The 17,490-nt window shown below is 59.6% G+C and carries 13 protein-coding genes; 3 read left to right on the top strand and 10 right to left on the bottom strand.

The features are described 5' to 3' along the window. Positions 1–99: 99 nt before the first annotated feature. From EXW71_RS11680 to EXW71_RS11635, 10 genes are all read right to left on the bottom strand, one after another. Entirely contained in the window at positions 100–1,071 is a 972-nt protein-coding gene (locus EXW71_RS11680) for a peptide ABC transporter ATP-binding protein (protein ID WP_123714546.1), read from the bottom strand. Beyond that, positions 1,071–2,039: an ABC transporter ATP-binding protein gene (locus EXW71_RS11675; RefSeq protein WP_123714547.1), complete on the bottom strand. Its 969-nt coding sequence runs from the start codon at positions 2,037–2,039 to the stop codon at positions 1,071–1,073. Before EXW71_RS11675 ends, EXW71_RS11680 begins: the two co-directional genes overlap by 1 nt. Before the next feature lie 10 nt (positions 2,040–2,049). Next, on the bottom strand, positions 2,050–2,961 hold the full coding sequence (locus EXW71_RS11670) for an ABC transporter permease subunit (RefSeq protein WP_003188486.1): 912 nt from the start codon (positions 2,959–2,961) through the stop codon (positions 2,050–2,052). A 10-nt stretch (positions 2,962–2,971) separates the two neighbouring features. Beyond that, complete coding sequence (locus EXW71_RS11665) at positions 2,972–3,982, bottom strand: ABC transporter permease subunit (protein ID WP_123714548.1); 1,011 nt, start codon at positions 3,980–3,982, stop codon at positions 2,972–2,974. A 75-nt stretch (positions 3,983–4,057) separates the two neighbouring features. Beyond that, the gene (locus EXW71_RS11660; RefSeq protein ID WP_134658712.1) at positions 4,058–5,656 is read right to left on the bottom strand and encodes an ABC transporter substrate-binding protein; all 1,599 of its coding nucleotides are present in this window, start codon (positions 5,654–5,656) and stop codon (positions 4,058–4,060) included. A gap of 80 nt (positions 5,657–5,736) precedes the next feature. Continuing rightward, entirely contained in the window at positions 5,737–7,134 is a 1,398-nt protein-coding gene (locus EXW71_RS11655; RefSeq protein ID WP_134658710.1) for an OprD family outer membrane porin, read from the bottom strand. Positions 7,135–7,304: 170 nt separating this feature from the next. After that, the gene (locus EXW71_RS11650; RefSeq protein WP_372241324.1) at positions 7,305–8,849 is read right to left on the bottom strand and encodes an ABC transporter substrate-binding protein; all 1,545 of its coding nucleotides are present in this window, start codon (positions 8,847–8,849) and stop codon (positions 7,305–7,307) included. Between the two features lie 365 nt (positions 8,850–9,214). Then, positions 9,215–10,843, bottom strand: coding sequence for an ABC transporter substrate-binding protein (locus tag EXW71_RS11645; protein WP_134658708.1), 1,629 nt, complete (start codon positions 10,841–10,843; stop codon positions 9,215–9,217). A gap of 258 nt (positions 10,844–11,101) precedes the next feature. Further along, a complete protein-coding gene (locus EXW71_RS11640) occupies positions 11,102–12,703 on the bottom strand; it encodes an ABC transporter substrate-binding protein (RefSeq protein WP_134658706.1) in 1,602 nt (533 codons plus the stop codon). Between the two features lie 90 nt (positions 12,704–12,793). Beyond that, positions 12,794–13,510 (bottom strand): SIMPL domain-containing protein, encoded by a 717-nt coding sequence (locus EXW71_RS11635; protein ID WP_134658704.1) that lies wholly within the window; start codon positions 13,508–13,510, stop codon positions 12,794–12,796. A 218-nt stretch (positions 13,511–13,728) separates the two neighbouring features. Here EXW71_RS11635 and EXW71_RS11630 point away from each other — a divergent pair, with 218 nt between their 5' ends. The 3 genes from EXW71_RS11630 (at position 13,729) to EXW71_RS11620 (ending at position 17,368) form a co-directional block, all read left to right on the top strand. Continuing rightward, positions 13,729–14,991: an ATP-binding protein gene (locus EXW71_RS11630; RefSeq protein ID WP_123714555.1), complete on the top strand. Its 1,263-nt coding sequence runs from the start codon at positions 13,729–13,731 to the stop codon at positions 14,989–14,991. After that, a complete protein-coding gene (locus tag EXW71_RS11625) occupies positions 14,984–15,544 on the top strand; it encodes a response regulator transcription factor (protein ID WP_134658702.1) in 561 nt (186 codons plus the stop codon). Before EXW71_RS11630 ends, EXW71_RS11625 begins: the two co-directional genes overlap by 8 nt. A 99-nt stretch (positions 15,545–15,643) precedes the next feature. Next, complete coding sequence (locus tag EXW71_RS11620) at positions 15,644–17,368, top strand: ABC transporter ATP-binding protein/permease (RefSeq protein WP_134658700.1); 1,725 nt, start codon at positions 15,644–15,646, stop codon at positions 17,366–17,368. Positions 17,369–17,490: the final 122 nt, after the last annotated feature.

Genomic DNA, 17,490 nt, shown 5'->3' with positions numbered 1-17,490 from the left:
AAAGCCCCGCCTGCCGGACTGATGCGCAATCCGACGGGTGGGGCGGTGGAACTCATCCAATGCTCCGGTCTCAACACCCGGAGCATTTTTATTGCGGGGTCAGGCGACGAACTGTTCCGCGTAGTGACACGCCACTTGGCGGTTATCCAAGGCGCGCAACTGCGGCTCCTCGCTGCTGCAGCGAGCCGTCGCGTACGGGCAGCGCTTGTGGAAGGCGCAGCCAGGTGGTGGGTTCAGCGGGTTGGGCAGCTCGCCGACGATCTTGATCTTCGGCTTGTTCGGGTCCGGGTGGATGGTCGGGGTGGCCGACAGCAGCGCCTGGGTGTACGGGTGCAGCGGGCGTGCATAGATGTCTTCCTTGGGGCCCACTTCCACCGGGCGGCCGAGGTACATCACCATCACGTCGTCGGCGACGTGCTGCACCACCGCCAGGTTGTGGGAGATGAACACGTACGCGGTGTTGAACTCCTGCTGCAGGTCCATGAACAGGTTGAGCACCTGGGCCTGGATCGACACGTCCAGTGCGGACGTCGGCTCATCCGCCACCAGCACTTTGGGTTGCAGCATCATCGCCCGCGCCAGGGCGATACGCTGGCGCTGGCCACCGGAGAACATGTGCGGATAGCGCTGATAATGCTCAGGGCGCAGGCCCACTTGCTTCATCATCGCCTGCACTTTCTCGCGGCGCTCGCTGGCGGACAGGTTGGTGTTGATCAGCAAGGGCTCGGCCAGTTGATCACCGACTTTCTGGCGTGGGTTCAATGAGGCGTACGGGCTCTGGAATACCATCTGCACGTCTTTGCGCAGTTGCTTGCGCTGGGCCCTGTCGGCGCCCGCCACTTCCTGGCCGGCGATTTTCAGCGAGCCTGACGATGGCTCTTCAATCAGCGTCAGTGCACGGGCCAGGGTGGATTTGCCGCAACCCGACTCGCCCACCACGGCGAGCGTCTTGCCGGCTTCCAGCTCGAAGGACACGCCATTGAGGGCACGCACCGTGGCGTGGCCCTTGAACAGGCCACGGGACACTTCGTAATGACGGGTAAGGTCGCGGGCGGTAAGAACGACGGCCATTACGCCACCTCCTGGTTCAGCGGGTAGAAGCAGCGGGCGAGGCTGTTGCTTTTCGGGTCAAGGCCTGGACGCTGGGCACGGCAGGAGTCCTGCACGTACGGGCAGCGCGGCGATAGCAGGCAACCCTGCGGGCGGTCATAGCGGCCGGGCACGATACCCGGCAGCGTGGCCAGGCGCGTGGCGCCAAGGCTGTGCTCGGGAATCGCCTTGAGCAGCGCTTCGCTATAGGGGTGTGCCGGAATATCGAACAGTTGTGGCACCTGGCCGACTTCGACCGCCTGGCCTGCGTACATCACGCACACGCGCTGGGCGGTTTCAGCCACCACCGCCAAGTCGTGAGTGATCAACACCAGGCCCATGTTCTGCTCTTTTTGCAGGGCCAGCAGCAGGTCCATGATCTGGGCCTGGATGGTCACGTCCAGTGCAGTGGTCGGTTCGTCGGCGATCAGCAGCTTGGGTTCGCCGGCAATCGCCATGGCGATTGCCACACGCTGGCTCATACCTCCGGACAATTGGTGCGGGTAGGCATCCATACGGCTGGCGGCGCCTGGGATTTCCACTTTTTGCAGCAACTCGATAGCGCGTTTGCGTGCTTGCTTGCCGGACATCTTCAGGTGCAGGCGCAGCACTTCTTCAATCTGGAAACCCACGGTGTAGCTGGGGTTCAACGCGGTCATCGGGTCCTGGAAGACCATCGCCAGGTCCTTGCCGACGATCTGGCGACGCTGACGGTTGCTCAGCTTGAGCATGTCCTTGCCGTCGAAGGTCAGCGCGTCGGCGGTGACAATGCCCGGGTGCTCGATCAGGCCCATCAGCGCCATCATGGTCACGGATTTACCCGAGCCCGACTCGCCAACGATCGCCAGTACTTCGCCTTTGTCGACCGACAGGTCGAGGCCATCGACCACCGGTACGGCGGTCTTGTCGCCGAAGCGGACGTTGAGATTCTTGATTTCTAACAGTGACATGGGAATCTCCTCAGGCGGCGTTCTTGAGTTTCGGGTCCAGCGCATCGCGCAGGCCGTCGCCCATCAAGTTGATTGCCAGCACGCTGAGCAAAATGGTCAAACCAGGCAGGCTCACGACCCACCAGGCGCGTTCGATGTAGTCGCGGGCCGAGGCCAGCATGGTGCCCCACTCCGGGGTTGGCGGTTGCACGCCAAGGCCGAGGAAGCCCAGTGCCGCGGCATCGAGGATCGCCGACGAGAAGCTCAAGGTGGCCTGAACGATCAGCGGCGCCATGCAGTTGGGCAGCACAGTAATGAACATCAGACGTGGCAGGCCGGCTCCGGCGAGACGGGCGGCCGTCACGTAGTCGCGGTTCAGTTCGCCCATCACGGCCGCGCGGGTCAGACGCACATAGGACGGCAGCGACACGATGGCGATGGCGATTACGGTGTTGATCAGGCCAGGGCCGAGGATCGCGACAATGGCAACGGCCAGCAGCAGCGATGGCAGGGCCAGCATGATGTCCATCAGACGCATGATGGTCGGGCCGAGCAGGCGCGGGAAGAAGCCGGCGAACAGGCCCAGCAGGATCCCCGGGATCAGCGACATCACCACCGACGACAAGCCGATCAGCAGCGACAGGCGCGAGCCCTGGATCAGGCGTGAGAGCAAGTCACGGCCCAGTTCGTCGGTGCCGAGCAGGAACTGCATCTGCCCGCCTTCCAGCCACGCCGGAGGGGTCAGCAGGAAGTCACGGTATTGCTCGCTCGGGTTATGCGGTGCGACCCAGGGCGCGAAGATCGCGCAGAACACGATCAGCAACATGAACAGCAAGCCGGCAACCGCGCCTTTGTTCTTGGAGAACGCTTGCCAGAATTCTTTGTACGGGGACGGGTACAGCAGGCTTTGATCGACTGCTGACACTTGAGTAGGTGTGGTCATGGTCATGATCTCAGCGCTGGTGACGGATGCGTGGGTTGGCGAAGCCGTAGAGGATATCCACCACGAAGTTCACCAGGATCACCAGACAGGCGATCAACAGGATGCCGTTTTGCACCACCGGATAATCCCGTGCACCAATGGCTTCGATCAGCCATTTGCCGATCCCGGGCCACGAGAAGATGGTTTCGGTCAATACCGCACCGGCCAGCAGCGTGCCCACTTGCAGGCCGACTACGGTCAATACCGGGATCAGCGCGTTACGCAGGCCATGCACGAAAACTACACGCGTTGGCGACAGGCCCTTGGCCTTGGCGGTGCGGATGTAGTCCTCACGCAATACTTCGAGCATGGAGGAACGGGTCATCCGCGCAATCACCGCCAGCGGGATGGTGCCGAGCACGATGGCCGGCAGGATCAGGTGGTGCAGCGCATCGAAGAACGCGTCCGGCTCGTCAGCCAGCAGGGTGTCGATCAGCATGAAGCCGGTGCGCGGCTCGATGTCGTAGAGCAGGTCGATACGCCCGGAAACCGGGGTCCAGCCCAGGCTGACCGAGAAGAACATGATCAGGATCAGGCCCCACCAGAAGATCGGCATCGAATATCCCGCCAGGGAGATGCCCATCACCCCATGGTCGAACAGGGATCCTCGCTTCAAGGCCGCGATCACCCCGGCCAGCAGGCCCAGGATACCGGCGAACAACAGGGCGGCCATGGACAGTTCCAGGGTCGCCGGGAAGAGCGCGGTGAACTCAGTCCACACGCTGGTGCGGGTACGCAGCGATTCGCCAAGGTCGCCGTGGGCGAGCTTGCCGACGTAATCCAGGTATTGCGCATATAACGGTTTGTTAAGACCAAGGCGTTCCATTGCCTGTGCGTGCATCTCTGGGTCGACGCGCCGCTCGCCCATCATGACTTCGACAGGGTCGCCAGGGATCATGCGAATCAACGCAAATGTGAGCAACGTGATGCCGAAAAACGTGGGGATCAATAACCCCAGTCGGCGGGCAATAAAACTAAACATCGGGTTGTGTACCTCAATCAGCCGGTTAGGCAGGTCCGGCGCCGTCAATGTCGACGGCGCCGAGCGTTTTTCTTATTACTTCACCTGGGTGGTGGCGAAGTTATTGGTCGTCAGAGGGCTTTGGATATAACCCTCGACGTTCTTGCGCATGGCGGTGAACATTTTCGGGTAGGCCATGGGGATCCAGGGTTGGTCCTTGTCGAAAACGTCCAGTGCTTGTTCATAGAGTGCCGCGCGCTGGGTCGGTTCAGCGTTGCCACGGGCTTTGTCGATCAAGTCCTGGAACTCTTTGTTACACCAACGGGCGTAGTTTTCGCCGTTTTTTGCGGCGTCGCAACTCAGGTTCGGGGTGAGGAAGTTATCCGGGTCCCCGTTATCCCCCGCCCAGCCGGCGGATACCATGTCGTGCTCGCCGGCTTTGGCGCGCTTGAGCATTTCGCCCCATTCCATGACCTTGATATTGACCTTCAGGCCGATCTGGGCCAGATCCGCTTGCATGCGCTGGGCGCCGAGCAGCGGGTTAGGGTTGGTCGGGCCGCCGCCGTTACGGGTGAACAGGGTGAACTCGGTACCTTCCGGCACGCCGGCTTCCTTGAGCAGGGCTCGGGCCTTGTCCAGGTCGCGTGGCGGGTTCTTCAACTTGTCGTTGAAACCTAGCAAGGTCGGCGGATACGGGCCGGTGGCGTCGACGGCGTTGCCTTTGCCGTAGAGCGATTCGTTGTAGCCTTTTTTGTCGAACGCGATGTTGATCGCATGGCGCACCCGCGCGTCGCTCATGTACTTGTGCGTGGTGTTCAGGGCGGTGTACGCGGTGGTCATCGCCGCCAGTTCATCGACTTTCAGGTTCGGGTCTTTCTTGATGCTCGGAATATCATCGGGCTTGGGATACAGCGCGACCTGGCATTCGTTGGCCTTGAGTTTCTGCAGGCGCACGTTGTTGTCGGTGGTGATTGCCAAAATCAGCGGATCAGCCGGCGGCTTGCCACGGAAGTACTCCGGGTTGGCCTTGAAGCGTACCTGGGCGTCCTTGGCATAGCGCGTGAAGATGAACGGCCCTGTGCCGATCGGCTTGGCGTTCAGGTCATCGGTGTTGCCGGACTTGAGCAACTGGTCGGCATATTCGGCGGAGTGAATCGAGGAGAATGCCATGGCCAGGTCGGCCAGGAAGGGTGCCTCAGGACGTGTCAGGGTAAAGACGACGGTGTGGTCATCGGTCTTCTCTACGCTCTTGAGCAGTTCCTTGAAGCCCATGCTTTCGAAGTAGGGGTAGCCCACAGCGGACTTCTTGTGCCAAGGGTGGTTCGGGTCCAGCTGGCGCTGGAAACTCCAAAGCACGTCGTCGGCGTTCATATTGCGCGTGGGTTTGAAATAGTCGGTGGTGTGGAACTTGACGTCGTCACGCAGGTGAAAGGTGTAGGTCAGGCCATCGGCACTGATATCCGGCAGGGCCTTGGCCAGTGCTGGAATCACTTCGGTGGTGCCGGGCTTGAAATCCACCAGGCGGTTGAACATGGTTTCAGCGGTGGCGTCGGCGGTGACGGCCGTGGTGTACAGAACCGGGTCAAAACCTTCCGGGCTGGCTTCGGTGCAGACCACCAGCGGTTTGGCCGAAACGCCGATCGCCACGCTCAGCAGCGCGGCGGCCATGGCGGCTTGTAACGGGAGCATTTTCATTCAGAACCCTCTGCAATCGATGGAGCCAGACAAGCGTAGACGGCAGGCTCGTCCTGAGCCCGCCGTGTACCTGGCGCTAATTAAAGAATATTGAACGGGATGGTGGTGACCAGGCGGAATTCACGGATGTTGCCGTCAGCCTGGTTTTCACTGGCGCGGTGGGTCACATAGGTGCCACGAATGGTGGTTGCCTTGAGTGAGCCGCTCTGGATCGCGTAGGACGCGCCCACGCCATATTCCTGGTGGGTTTCGCCGTCCATCAGGCGCAGGTCGCTGCGACGCACGCCCGATTCACCGTAGGCGGTGCCGGTGTAGTGAGTACCGTCGATACCCCAGCCGCGCGCCGAGTAGGCATTGAATTTCAGGCCTGGCACGCCGTATTCAGCCATGTTGAGGCCGTAGGCGATCTGGAAGGACTTCTCGTTCGGTCCGTTGAAGTCGGACGTCAGGGAGTTGGCCAGGTAGATGCCGTTGGTTTCGTGCAGGTAGTCGAAGTATTCGTCACCGTTGATGGCCTGGTAGGCGAAGGTCAGGCTGTGGGCCTGGTGAGTCAGGCCCAGAGACAACGAGTAAGTGTCGTTGTCGATCTTGCCCATCTTCTTGCTGCCGGTGTCGGTGGTTTTATAGTAGTTCAGGCCGGTGGTCAGACCCAGGACGCTGCTGTCGCCCAGTTCGTGAGTGGCGCCGACGTAGTACTGGTTCCAGAAGTCCTCGACGTTAGCCGCGAACACGCTGGTTTTCAGGCTCTTGAACGGCTGGTAGTTGAAGCCCAGGGTTTTCACCTTGTCGGTGGTCTGGCCGTTGCCGTATTCGGAACGGAACTTCGACAGGCTTTGTTCGGTACGTGGCGACACGCGATCGAAAACACCGCCCTGGAACGACAGGTTGCTGAATTCCTGGCTGTCGATCGAAATACCTTCAAAGCTCGAAGGCAGCGCACGGTTGCCGATGGTGTCGACGATTCCGCTGCTGAAGTTCTGACGACCGGCGGTCAGTGTGGTGTTCGAAGCGCGGAACTTGACGTTGGCCAGGCCCAGTTTGCTCCACTGGTCAACGGCGTCGCCGTTGGAGTCGGCCAGCGTACGGTTGGAACCACCCTTGATGTCGCGCTTGCTGCGATCCAGAACCAGGGCGTTGTAGACGGCTACTTCGGTGCTCACGCCAATGGTGCCCTGGGTGAAGCCAGAGGTGCCGTTGAGGATGGTGCCTTGTACCCAGTTGGTGCGGTAGGCGTCGGTACGGGTCTCACCATGTTTTTCATAGGAGAATTTACCGCCACGGAATTTGTTTTCATTGGAAAACCAGTTCCGGGTGGTACCGCCCAGGCTCGCTCCGTCGATAAAGCCCTTGGCCTCGCTTTGGGCGCTGGTGCCGGCCAATGTGGTTGGAACGAAGTCCTGGCTTTGGGTTTCAGCGAAGGCGGTTGCCGTGATGCTGCTGATGGCCAGGGCCAGAAGCGCTTTGCTGCTCAATTTCATGGGTGGAGCTCCTTTGGTTCTCTTTTTATGCCGGTCTTTTTAGGTGAACCGGCTATTGGTGTGTAACTCGTTCAAGCTATTGCAAACGTTTGGCGTAGGAAAAATCCTAACAAAAGGCTGCGCGTTTGCAGCAGAGCCGTTCCCGCCCTGCGCAATCCGGTTATTTATTTTTATGGGTTGATACTGACGCCCGAGAACACGTTACGGCCGAAGGGGCTTACCTTGAAGCCTTCGACTTTGGCGCTTAACGGCTGGTTGACCGTCGAGTGGGCGACTGGCGTGATCGGCACCTGGGCTTTAAGCAGTTGCTGCGCCTGTTTGTACAGAACAGTCCTTTGTTCGCGGTCGGTAACGACCTTGGCTTGCTTGATCAGCTTGTCGTACGCCGGGTCGCACCACATGGAGTAGTTGTTCCCGCCGATGGCGTCGCAGCTGTAAAGGGTGCCCAGCCAGTTGTCCGGGTCACCGTTGTCGCCGGTCCAGCCGATGAGGCTGATATCGTGCTCACCGTTCTTGGTGCGCTTGATGTATTCGCCCCACTCGTAACTGACGATCTTGACCTTGAGGCCGATCTTGGCCCAGTCGTTCTGCAGCATCTCGGCCATCAGCTTGGCATTGGGGTTGTATGGCCGCTGCACGGGCATGGCCCACAAGGTGATCTCGGTGCCTTCCTTCACGCCGGCAGCCTTGAGCAGTTCCTTGGCTTTTTCCGGGTTGTAGGCGGCATCCTTGATGGTGTCGTCGTAGGACCATTGGGTAGGGGGCATCGCGTTGACCGCCAGTTGCCCGGCGCCCTGGTACACGGCGTTCAGAATGCTTTGCTTGTTGACTGCCATGTCCAGCGCCTGGCGCACTTCGAGCTGGTCGAAAGGTTTGTGGCGCACGTTGTAGGCGATGTAGCCGAGGTTGAAACCGGGCTTGGTCAACAGTTGCAGGTTCGGGTCGGCCTTGAGCGCGTCGACGTCGGCCGGACGCGGGTGCAGGGTCACCTGGCATTCGCCGGCCTTGAGTTTCTGCACCCGTACCGAGGCGTCGGTGTTGATGGCGAAGATCAATTGATCGAGCTTGACCCGGCTCGGGTCCCAGTACTGTTTGTTCGCCACATAGCGGATCTGTGAATCCTTCTGGTAGCGCTGGAACACAAATGGGCCGGTGCCGATCGGCTTCTGGTTGATGTCGCTGGGCTTGCCTTCCTTGAGCAACTGCTCGGCGTATTCAGCCGAGAGGATCGCGGCGAAGCTCATGGCGATGTTCTGCACGAATGCAGCGTCGACCGTGTTCAGGGTCATCACCACGGTGTGCGGGTCGGTTTTCTCGACCTTGGCAATGTTCTTGTTCAGGCTCATCCCGTTGAAGTACGGAAACTCGGTGGGGTAGGCCTTGCGAAACGGATGGTCGGGGTCAAGCATGCGGTTGAAGGTGAACAGCACGTCGTCGGCGTTGAAGTCGCGCGTCGGCTTGAACTCCTTGTTGCTGTGGAACTTCACCCCTTCGCGCAGGTGGAAGGTGTAGGTCAGGCCGTCATCGGAGATATCCCACTTGGTTGCCAGCCCAGGCACCACGTTGGTCGCGCCTTTTTCAAACTCGACGAGGCGGTTGTACAGAGGCTCTGCCGCATCGTTGTCGGTGGCGGTGGTGTATTGCGCAGTGTCGAACCCGGCGGGGCTGCCTTCGGAGCAGAACACCAGGCTCTTCTTGTCGGCGGCTTGGCCCATCGTGGCCACAGCCAGCAGGCTGGTGCCAAAAATTGCGGATAGAACGGTGGTATGGCGCATGACGATCCCGATCCTTGTTTGTAGTTATCAACCAGTCAGCAATCTCCCAGGCCTGGGGCCGAAGAGACCTCACTGATCCCACACACAGCAAGTGCCTTTCTCAGAATGAAGCTGCTGCTGTCCTACGACGTTATGGGTCGCGGATCCTGCAGTAAATGCGTCAAATCTGACTGACCTTGTAGGTAACGGAGCCGCGGATCGCAGTTCATTGCTGTAGGACGGCAATGAGTTCGCTGTGGTCTGTTTCCTACAGTCTCGGCGGATGTAATAACGGCGACGCTGGGAAGCGTCGCCGTTATAGATCCTTACTTGCCGCTTACGCTGACGCCGTAGAAGGAGTTCAAGCCAAACGGGCTGATCTTGAAGTCCTGCACGGTGTTGCGCATGGGTTGATACACCGTCGAGTGCGCGATAGGTGTCATCGGGACTGCATCTTTGAGGATATGTTGCGCCTGCTTGTACAGCTCGGTGCGTTTGGCGACATCCGATGTGGCCTTGGCTTCTTTTACGATGCCGTCGAATTTTTTGTCGCACCATTTGGAGAAGTTGTTACCGCTCAGCGAGTCGCAGCCGAACAGCACGTTCAGCCAGTTGTCCGGGTCACCATTGTCACCGCTCCAGCCAATGATCATGGCCTGGTTCTCGCCACCTTTGGAGCGCTTGATGTACTCGCCCCACTCGTAGCTGGTGATTTTCACGTTGAGACCGATCTTCTTCCAGTCGTTCTGCAGCATTTCAGCCATCAGCTTGGCGTTCGGGTTGTACGGACGCTGAACCGGCATGGCCCACAGGACGATCTCGGTACCTTCCTTGATGCCGGCTTCCTTGAGCAGCGACTTGGCTTTCTCAGGATCGTACTTGGCGTCCTTGATGGTGGTGTCGTACGACCATTGGGTCGGCGGCATGGCGTTGACGGCCAACTGACCGGCACCCTGGTAGACGGAGTCGATGATCTGCTGTTTGTTCACCGCCATGTCCAGCGCCTGGCGCACGCGCAGGTCTGCCAGCGGGTTTGGCTGGTCACTGCCCTTGACCTTGTCCATGACGTTGTAAGCGATGTAGCCCAGGTTGAAACCGGCCTGGTGCGGCAGTTTCAGGTCCTTGTCTTCACCCAGCGCCTTGAGGTCGGCCGGACGTGGGAACAGGGTGACCTGGCATTCGTTTTTCTTGAGCTTCTGGATACGCACCGACGGGTCGGTGGTGATGGCGAAGATCAGGTTGTCGATCTTGACGTCTTCCGGCTTCCAGTAGTCTTTGTTGCCGGTGTAACGAATGTTGGAGTCTTTCTGATAGCTCTTGAACACGAACGGGCCAGTACCGACAGGCTTTTGGTTGATGTCGGCAGCTTTGCCTTCTTTCAACAACTGCGCGGCGTATTCGGCCGACTGGATCGACGCGAAACTCATTGCCAGGTTCTGGATAAAGGCGGCGTCCACAGTGCCAAGGACGAACTTGACGGTGTGGTCATCGACTTTTTCGATGTTCTTGATGTTGGTGTCCATCCCCATGTCCGTGAAGTACGGGAACTCGGTGGGGTAGGCTTTGCGGAACGGATCGTCCTTGTTGATCATGCGGTTGAACGTGAAGAGCACGTCATCGGCATTGAAGGTACGCGTGGGTTTGAAGTACGGGGTGGTATGGAACTTCACGCCGTCGCGCAGGTGGAAGGTGTACGTCAGGCCATCTGGGGACACCTCCCAGCTGGTAGCCAACCCAGGAGTTACAGCGGTGCCGCCGCGCTCGAACTGGGTCAGGCGGTTGAACATGGTTTCGGCCGAGGCATCGAAGTCTGTTCCGGTGGTGTACTGGCCCGGGTCAAAACCTGCAGGGCTGCCTTCGGAGCAGAACACCAGGTTAGTCGCCGCTTGGGCGAAAGGGGCTGCTGCCATAAGGCCAGCGCTGACGATTAGCGGAATGACTGCGTGTTTAAGCATGTTGGCCTCATGATTTGTTGTCATTTTTGGTGGTGAGGGCGACCTCGTGAGTCGGCCTGCGGATACTTATGCAGGGGCCATACCCATTGCAAGATGCAGAACCGTTGCGAGACTTAAAGTGTGGTACGAACGTACAGGAATGTCGCAATTATGAAAGTTTGTACATAATTACGTACGTATTGAGGTTTTTTTCGGTGCAGTGCGCGCACCAAAAAAGCCCAACCGAGGCGTCTGGCGCACTTGGTTGGGGCGGCGCTGTTACTTATCTAGACTGACACCATAGAACGGTGTGAGCCCAAAAGGGCTGATTTTGAAATCACGGACTTCCTTGCGCAGGGGCTGGAAAACTGTCGAGTTCGCAATAGGCGTTATAGGTACTTGTTCCTTGAGGATTTTTTGCGCCTGTTGATACCACTTGATGCGTTGCTCGCGGTCGTTGCTGACCTTGGCCTGCTGCACCAGTTTGTCGTAGGCCGGGTTACACCATTTGGCGTAGTTACTGCCCTTGACCGCGGCACAACTGTAGAGCACGCCGAGCCAGTTATCCGGGTCGCCGTTGTCGCCGGTCCAGCCATAAATCATCGCATCGTGTTCGCCGTTTTTGGCGCGCTTGATGTATTCGCCCCACTCATAGCTGACGATGTTGGCTTTGATGCCGACTTTTTCCCAGTCCTGCTGGATCATCTGGGCGGACATCCGCGCATTCGGGTTGGAGGCGCGCTGGACAGTCATTGCCCACAGGTTGATGGTAGTACCGGGTGCAACTCCTGCTTCTTTTAGTAGCGCCCGGGCCTTGGTCGGATCATACGGGGCATCCTTGATTGCCGGGTCATAAGACCACTGCGCTGGAGGCAAGGCGTTTTGCGCCAATTGTCCGGCGCTCTGGTACACCGCCTTGATGATGGCCGGCTTGTCGATGGCCATATCCAGGGCCTGGCGTACTTTTAGCTGATCCAGCGGCGGGTGGGTCACGTTGTAGGCCAGAAACCCCAGGTTGAAACCGGCTTGTTGCAGCACCCGCAGGTCAGGGTCTTGCTTCATAACTTCGATATCGGACGGGCGTGGATAACCGCTGACCTGGCATTCGCCGGCCTTGAGTTTCTGCAGGCGTGCGGCGGCGTCCGGAGTGATGGCGAATATCAGGTTGTCGAGCTTCACGTCCTCGGGCTTCCAATACTGCTTATTGGCCGCGTAGCGAATCTGCGAGTCTTTCTGATAGCGCTTGAACACGAACGGCCCTGTACCCACCGGCTTCTGGTTGATGTCTTCGGCCTTGCCTTCCTTTAGTAACTGGGCGGCGTACTCGGCCGATTGCACGGAGGCGAAACTCATGGCCAGGTTCTGCACGAACGACGCGTCGACGTTGTTCAGGCTGAAACGTACGGTGTGCTCGTCGAGTTTGTCGACGCTCTTGATCGTGGTGTTCAAGCCCATGTCGGTGAAGTAGGGCGATTCGGATGGATACGCCTTGCGAAATGGGCTTTCAGCGTCCAGCAGGCGATTGAAGGTAAACAGCACATCGTCCGCATTGAAGTCGCGTGTTGGCGTGAAGTAATCGGTGGTGTGGAATTTCACCCCTTCGCGCAGATGGAAGGTATAGGTCAGGCCGTCGTTGGATACGTCCCAGCGGGTCGCCAGCCCGGGCTCGACTTCGGTGCCGCCGCGCTTGAACTGAGTCAGGCGGTTGAAGACCGTTTCGGCGGAGGCATCAAAGTCGGTACCGCTGGTGTACTGGCTGGGGTCGAAGCCGGCGGGGCTGGCTTCGGAACAGTAGACCAGGGTGCTCGCCGCCTGGGCCATCGGCATGAAGGCCAGGAGTCCAGCGGCGAGGATGAGCGGTTTTACGGCGATTCTTTCCATGGATACCCCTGAAATGGCAGGCATATATAAGCTGCCCAAACGAAAACGGCGGAACCGAGGTTACCGCCGTTAACGTTTGTCAGATAGGGGTCATTGCATCTGCACTTCGATCACGCCATCAGCGCTCATGTTGACCTGGCTGGTGCCGGCTTCGACTTGCGGGGTCGGCGCCGAATCCATCATGGCCGCCTTCATCATCATCCCGCCATTGCGGGCGTACGGTTGTGGGTAACCGTTGGTGTTGAAGTTCAGGTTGACGATCTTGTAGCCCTTGCCGCCCAGAGCATCGGTGGCCAGTTGCGCGCGGGCCTTGAAGGCGGCAACGGCCTCTTTGAGCAGGGCATCTTCACTGGCCTTGCGCGTGGCATCGGCGATGGCGAAGTCCATGTTTTCCATTTTCATGGTGTTGAGCATTTCACCGGTGAGCTTGGACAGCGCCGGGAAGTCCGCGCTTTCCAGGCGCAGTTCGGCGCGCTCACGCCAGCCGGTGATCTTCTGGTTCTTGCTGTCGTAGATCGGGTAGCTGTTGCGGCTGCCCTGGCGCAGGGTCACCGCTTTGACTTCACGGGCCTGGTCCAGGGCCTTGTTCAGGGTGGTGGTGATTTCAGCAGCGAGTTTGGCAGGGTCGCTGTTTTGGGATTCGGTGTAGAGGGTGACGATCATCTTGTCGCGGGCAACCTCCTGGCTGGCCTCGGCACGCAGGGAAATCTGGTTGTAGTTCAGCCCTTCTGCCGCCATGGCCGGCAGGCTGGCCAGGGTGGCAACGCCGAGGGTGATAACAGCTGCACTGCGAATGAAACGAGACATGGAAGTTCCTTGTGAAAGTCGTATTGGGACAGTCGTGTCCGGTATGACTGTAGACGGGAGCGGTGGGTTCTTCGGGTTTACACATTCGCTACAAGTTACGAGGGGCGGACGAACGGTCATCTGCCCGGCCTGCGTCAAAGAGCCACACACGCCGTGCCGTGCGGTCTGCTTCGTTTATACTCCTGCCGATCCGCCTGCTGCGCTCACCGGGAGAGCTCATGCTCGCCGCCGTAAAACTGACTTCCGCCACCCGCCAGAACCTCTGGCGCCTGACGTTCATTCGCACCTTGGTACTGGCCGCCCAGGCCGGCTCCGTCGGGCTTGCGTATTGGTTCGACCTGTTGCCGCTGCCATGGCTGCAACTGGGCGTGACCCTGGCATTTTCCATGGTGCTATGCGCGTTCACTGCTATTCGCCTGCGTACCACGTGGCCAGTGACCGAGCTGGAATATGCCCTTCAATTGGCGTGCGACCTGTTTATCCACAGTGTCTTGCTGTATTTCTCGGGGGGGTCCACCAACCCCTTTGTTTCTTATTACCTGGTGCCGCTGACGATCGCTGCCGTGACGCTTCCGTGGCGCTATTCGGTGGTACTGTCGGGCATTGCGTTGACGCTCTACACCTTGCTGCTGGCGCAGTTCTATCCATTGCAAACCTTCCCCATCGCCCGGGAAAACCTGCAGATCTACGGGATGTGGCTGAGCTTTGCGCTGTCCGCTGCCGTCATCACCTTTTTTGCGGCGCGAATGGCCGAAGAGTTGCGCCGCCAGGAGGAGCTGCGTGCCATTCGCCGCGAAGAGGGCCTGCGCGACCAGCAATTGCTGGCCGTCGCGACTCAGGCTGCCGGCGCCGCCCATGAACTGGGCACGCCGCTGGCAACCATGAGCGTGCTGCTCAAGGAAATGACTCAGGATCATCATGACCCGGCCCTGCAGGATGACCTCAGTGTGCTGCAGGAGCAGGTCAAACAGTGCAAGCTGACCTTGCAGCAACTGGTGCGTGCTGCCGAAGCCAATCGCCGCCTGGCGGTTGAAATGCAGGATGTGACCCAGTGGATCGATGAAGCGCTGAACCGCTGGCATCTGATGCGCCCCGAGGCCAGTTACCGCTTTCATCTATTGGGGCAGGGCAGTGTGCCGCGCATGGCGCCGCCGCCGGACCTGACCCAGGCACTGCTGAACCTGTTGAACAACGCGGCCGATGCCTGCCCCGAGGGCTTGGGCGTGCAGTTGGACTGGGACGCGGAAAACGTGACCATCAGCATTCGTGACCACGGCGCGGGCGTGCCGCTGGCCATTGCCGAGCAGATCGGCAAACCCTTCTTTACCACCAAGGGCAAAGGCTTCGGCCTGGGCCTGTTTTTGAGCAAGGCCAGCGTGACCCGCGCGGGCGGCTCAGTGAAGCTCTATAGTCATGAGGAAGGTGGCACGCTTACCGAGCTGCGCCTGCCCCGTGTCGCACGAGGAGATATCGATGAGTGACGAGATCCAAGTCGAAGGCGAAGAACTGCCACACCTGTTGCTGGTAGATGACGACGCTACCTTTACCCGCGTCATGGCGCGTGCCATGAGCCGTCGCGGTTTTCGCGTGAGCACCGCCGGTTCCGCCGAAGAGGGCCTGACCATCGCCCAGTCCGACCTGCCGGACTACGCCGCGCTCGACCTGAAAATGGACGGCGACTCAGGCCTGGTGTTGCTGCCCAAGTTGTTGGAGCTCGACCCGGAAATGCGCGTGGTGATCCTCACCGGTTATTCGAGCATCGCCACCGCCGTCGAGGCGATCAAGCGCGGCGCCTGCAACTACCTGTGCAAACCGGCGGACGCCGACGACGTACTGGCCGCCTTGCTCTCCGAGCACGCCGACCTCGATACCCTGGTGCCGGAAAACCCAATGTCGGTGGACCGTCTGCAGTGGGAGCACATCCAGCGCGTGCTGACCGAGCACGAAGGCAATATCTCGGCCACCGCCCGCGCTCTGGGGATGCACCGCCGCACCTTGCAGCGCAAGCTGCAGAAGCGTCCGGTACGGCGCTGAACGCCGGCTGAACAATCTGTTTCAGGCTGCACGGAGCTGCGAACCGATCCTCTATGATCGGTTCAAACGCCTGCCATCTTTTCCTACCGAGCCTGAACGATGAATCAAAACGCTGAGTATTCTGCGGTCAATGACGCTGTGCGCGGGCAATTCTTTCGCCGAACCTGGGCGATGATCACGCCCTATTGGCGCAGTGAAGAGAAGGGCAAGGCCTGGTTGTTGCTCGCTGTCGTGATTGGCTTGTCGCTGTTCAGCGTGGCAATTTCCGTGTGGCTCAACCACTGGTACAAGGACTTCTACAACGCCCTGGAGAACAAGGATACGGCTGCCTTCTGGCGACAGATCGGCTACTTCTGCGGTATCGCGGCGGTGGCTATTCTTGGCGCGGTCTACCGTCTGTACCTGACGCAGATGCTGACCATTCGCTGGCGTGCCTGGCTCACCGAAAAGCACTTCGCACGCTGGCTGGCCGACAAAAACTACTACCAACTGGAGCAGGGCGGCTACACCGATAACCCGGACCAGCGGATTTCCGAAGACCTCAATAACTTCACCTCCAGCACCTTGAACCTGGGTCTGGGCCTGTTGCGCAACGTGGTCAGCCTGGTGTCGTTCTCGATCATCCTGTGGGGCGTATCGGGCAGCATCGAAGTGTTCGGCGTCACCATCCCCGGCTACATGTTCTGGTGTGCGCTGTTGTACGCCGCCGTCGGCAGTTGGCTGACGCATCTGATCGGCCGTCGCTTGATAGGGTTGAGCAACCAGCAACAACGCTTCGAAGCGGACCTGCGTTTCTCCATGGTGCGCGTGCGTGAGAACGCCGAGAGCATCGCCTTATACAATGGCGAGCCCAATGAAAATCAACGCCTGAGCGCGCGGTTCGGCAAGGTTTGGCATAACTTCTGGGACATTATGAAAGTGTCCAAGCGCCTGACGTTTTTCACCGCCGGCTACGAACAGATTGCCACCGTCTTTGCGTTTGTTGTGGCCGCGCCGCGCTACTTTTCCGGCAAGATCGAACTGGGTGAGCTGATGCAAATCAACTCGGCGTTCGGCAACGTGCAAGGCAACTTCAGTTGGTTCATCAGCGCTTATTCCGACCTGGCGGGCTGGCGCGCGACCAGCGACCGTCTACTGAGTTTTCAACAGGCCATGAGCGAAAACGAGCAGCGCCCGGCGACTATCGACGTCAGTGCGCAGGGTGAACGCCTGGTGGTGCAAGGCTTGGGCATGAACCTGGCGGATGGTCGCCACCTGCTCACTGACGCCAACATGATCGTGGAGCCGGGTCAGCGCGTCATGCTCAGCGGCCGCTCCGGCAGTGGTAAAAGTACCTTGCTGCGTGCGATGGGGCACCTTTGGCCTGCCGGCCACGGCAGCATTCGCCTGCCGGACAAACGTTACCTGTTCCTGCCGCAAAAGCCCTACCTGCCGATTGGCACACTCAAGGCCGTCTTGAGTTATCCACAGGACGACAGCGTCTACTCGGCAGAACGTTATGCACAGGTGCTGGAAACCTGCCGCTTGCCGCATCTGGTTGGCTGTCTTGATGAGGCCAACCACTGGCAACGCATGCTTTCACCGGGGGAGCAGCAACGCCTGGCCTTCGCCCGCGCCCTGTTGTTCGCACCGCAGTGGCTGTACATGGACGAGGCTACTTCGGCCATGGATGAAGAGGATGAAGCAACGCTCTATCAGGCGCTGATCGATGAACTGCCGGGCCTGAGTATTGTCAGCGTCGGCCACCGCAGCAGCCTCAAGCGCTTCCATGGGCGGCATGTGCGGATTGAGGGTGGGTGGCTGCAGGAGCAGCCTGTGGCCTGAGGCCAGAACGCGGTCAAAATGTGGGGCGAGCAAGCCCGCTCCCACAGTCGCTGGTCTTGAGAATGAGCACTTAACAAAAAGCCCGGCTGATCATCGATCAGCCGGGCTTTTTTTGTGCTTGG

It is taken from the genome of Pseudomonas sp. BCA17 (assembly GCF_004519405.1).
Lineage (GTDB): Bacteria > Pseudomonadota > Gammaproteobacteria > Pseudomonadales > Pseudomonadaceae > Aquipseudomonas.
This window is presented reverse-complemented; position numbering and strand designations above follow the sequence as displayed.

Excerpts from the sequence above, each read along its gene's own strand:
- EXW71_RS11655 (WP_134658710.1), bottom strand. The coding sequence starts at position 7,134 with ATGAAATTGAGCAGCAAAGCGCTTCTGGCCCTGGCCATCAGCAGCATC.
- EXW71_RS11625 (WP_134658702.1), top strand. The coding sequence starts at position 14,984 with ATGAGTGACGAGATCCAAGTCGAAGGCGAAGAACTGCCACACCTGTTG.
- EXW71_RS11670 (WP_003188486.1), bottom strand. The coding sequence starts at position 2,961 with ATGACCACACCTACTCAAGTGTCAGCAGTCGATCAAAGCCTGCTGTAC.
- EXW71_RS11630 (WP_123714555.1), top strand. The coding sequence starts at position 13,729 with ATGCTCGCCGCCGTAAAACTGACTTCCGCCACCCGCCAGAACCTCTGG.
- EXW71_RS11675 (WP_123714547.1), bottom strand. The coding sequence starts at position 2,039 with ATGTCACTGTTAGAAATCAAGAATCTCAACGTCCGCTTCGGCGACAAG.
- EXW71_RS11645 (WP_134658708.1), bottom strand. The coding sequence starts at position 10,843 with ATGCTTAAACACGCAGTCATTCCGCTAATCGTCAGCGCTGGCCTTATG.
- EXW71_RS11665 (WP_123714548.1), bottom strand. The coding sequence starts at position 3,982 with ATGTTTAGTTTTATTGCCCGCCGACTGGGGTTATTGATCCCCACGTTT.
- EXW71_RS11650 (WP_372241324.1), bottom strand. The coding sequence starts at position 8,849 with ATGGGCCAAGCCGCCGACAAGAAGAGCCTGGTGTTCTGCTCCGAAGGC.
- EXW71_RS11660 (WP_134658712.1), bottom strand. The coding sequence starts at position 5,656 with ATGAAAATGCTCCCGTTACAAGCCGCCATGGCCGCCGCGCTGCTGAGC.
- EXW71_RS11640 (WP_134658706.1), bottom strand. The coding sequence starts at position 12,703 with ATGGAAAGAATCGCCGTAAAACCGCTCATCCTCGCCGCTGGACTCCTG.
- EXW71_RS11680 (WP_123714546.1), bottom strand. The coding sequence starts at position 1,071 with ATGGCCGTCGTTCTTACCGCCCGCGACCTTACCCGTCATTACGAAGTG.
- EXW71_RS11620 (WP_134658700.1), top strand. The coding sequence starts at position 15,644 with ATGAATCAAAACGCTGAGTATTCTGCGGTCAATGACGCTGTGCGCGGG.
- EXW71_RS11635 (WP_134658704.1), bottom strand. The coding sequence starts at position 13,510 with ATGTCTCGTTTCATTCGCAGTGCAGCTGTTATCACCCTCGGCGTTGCC.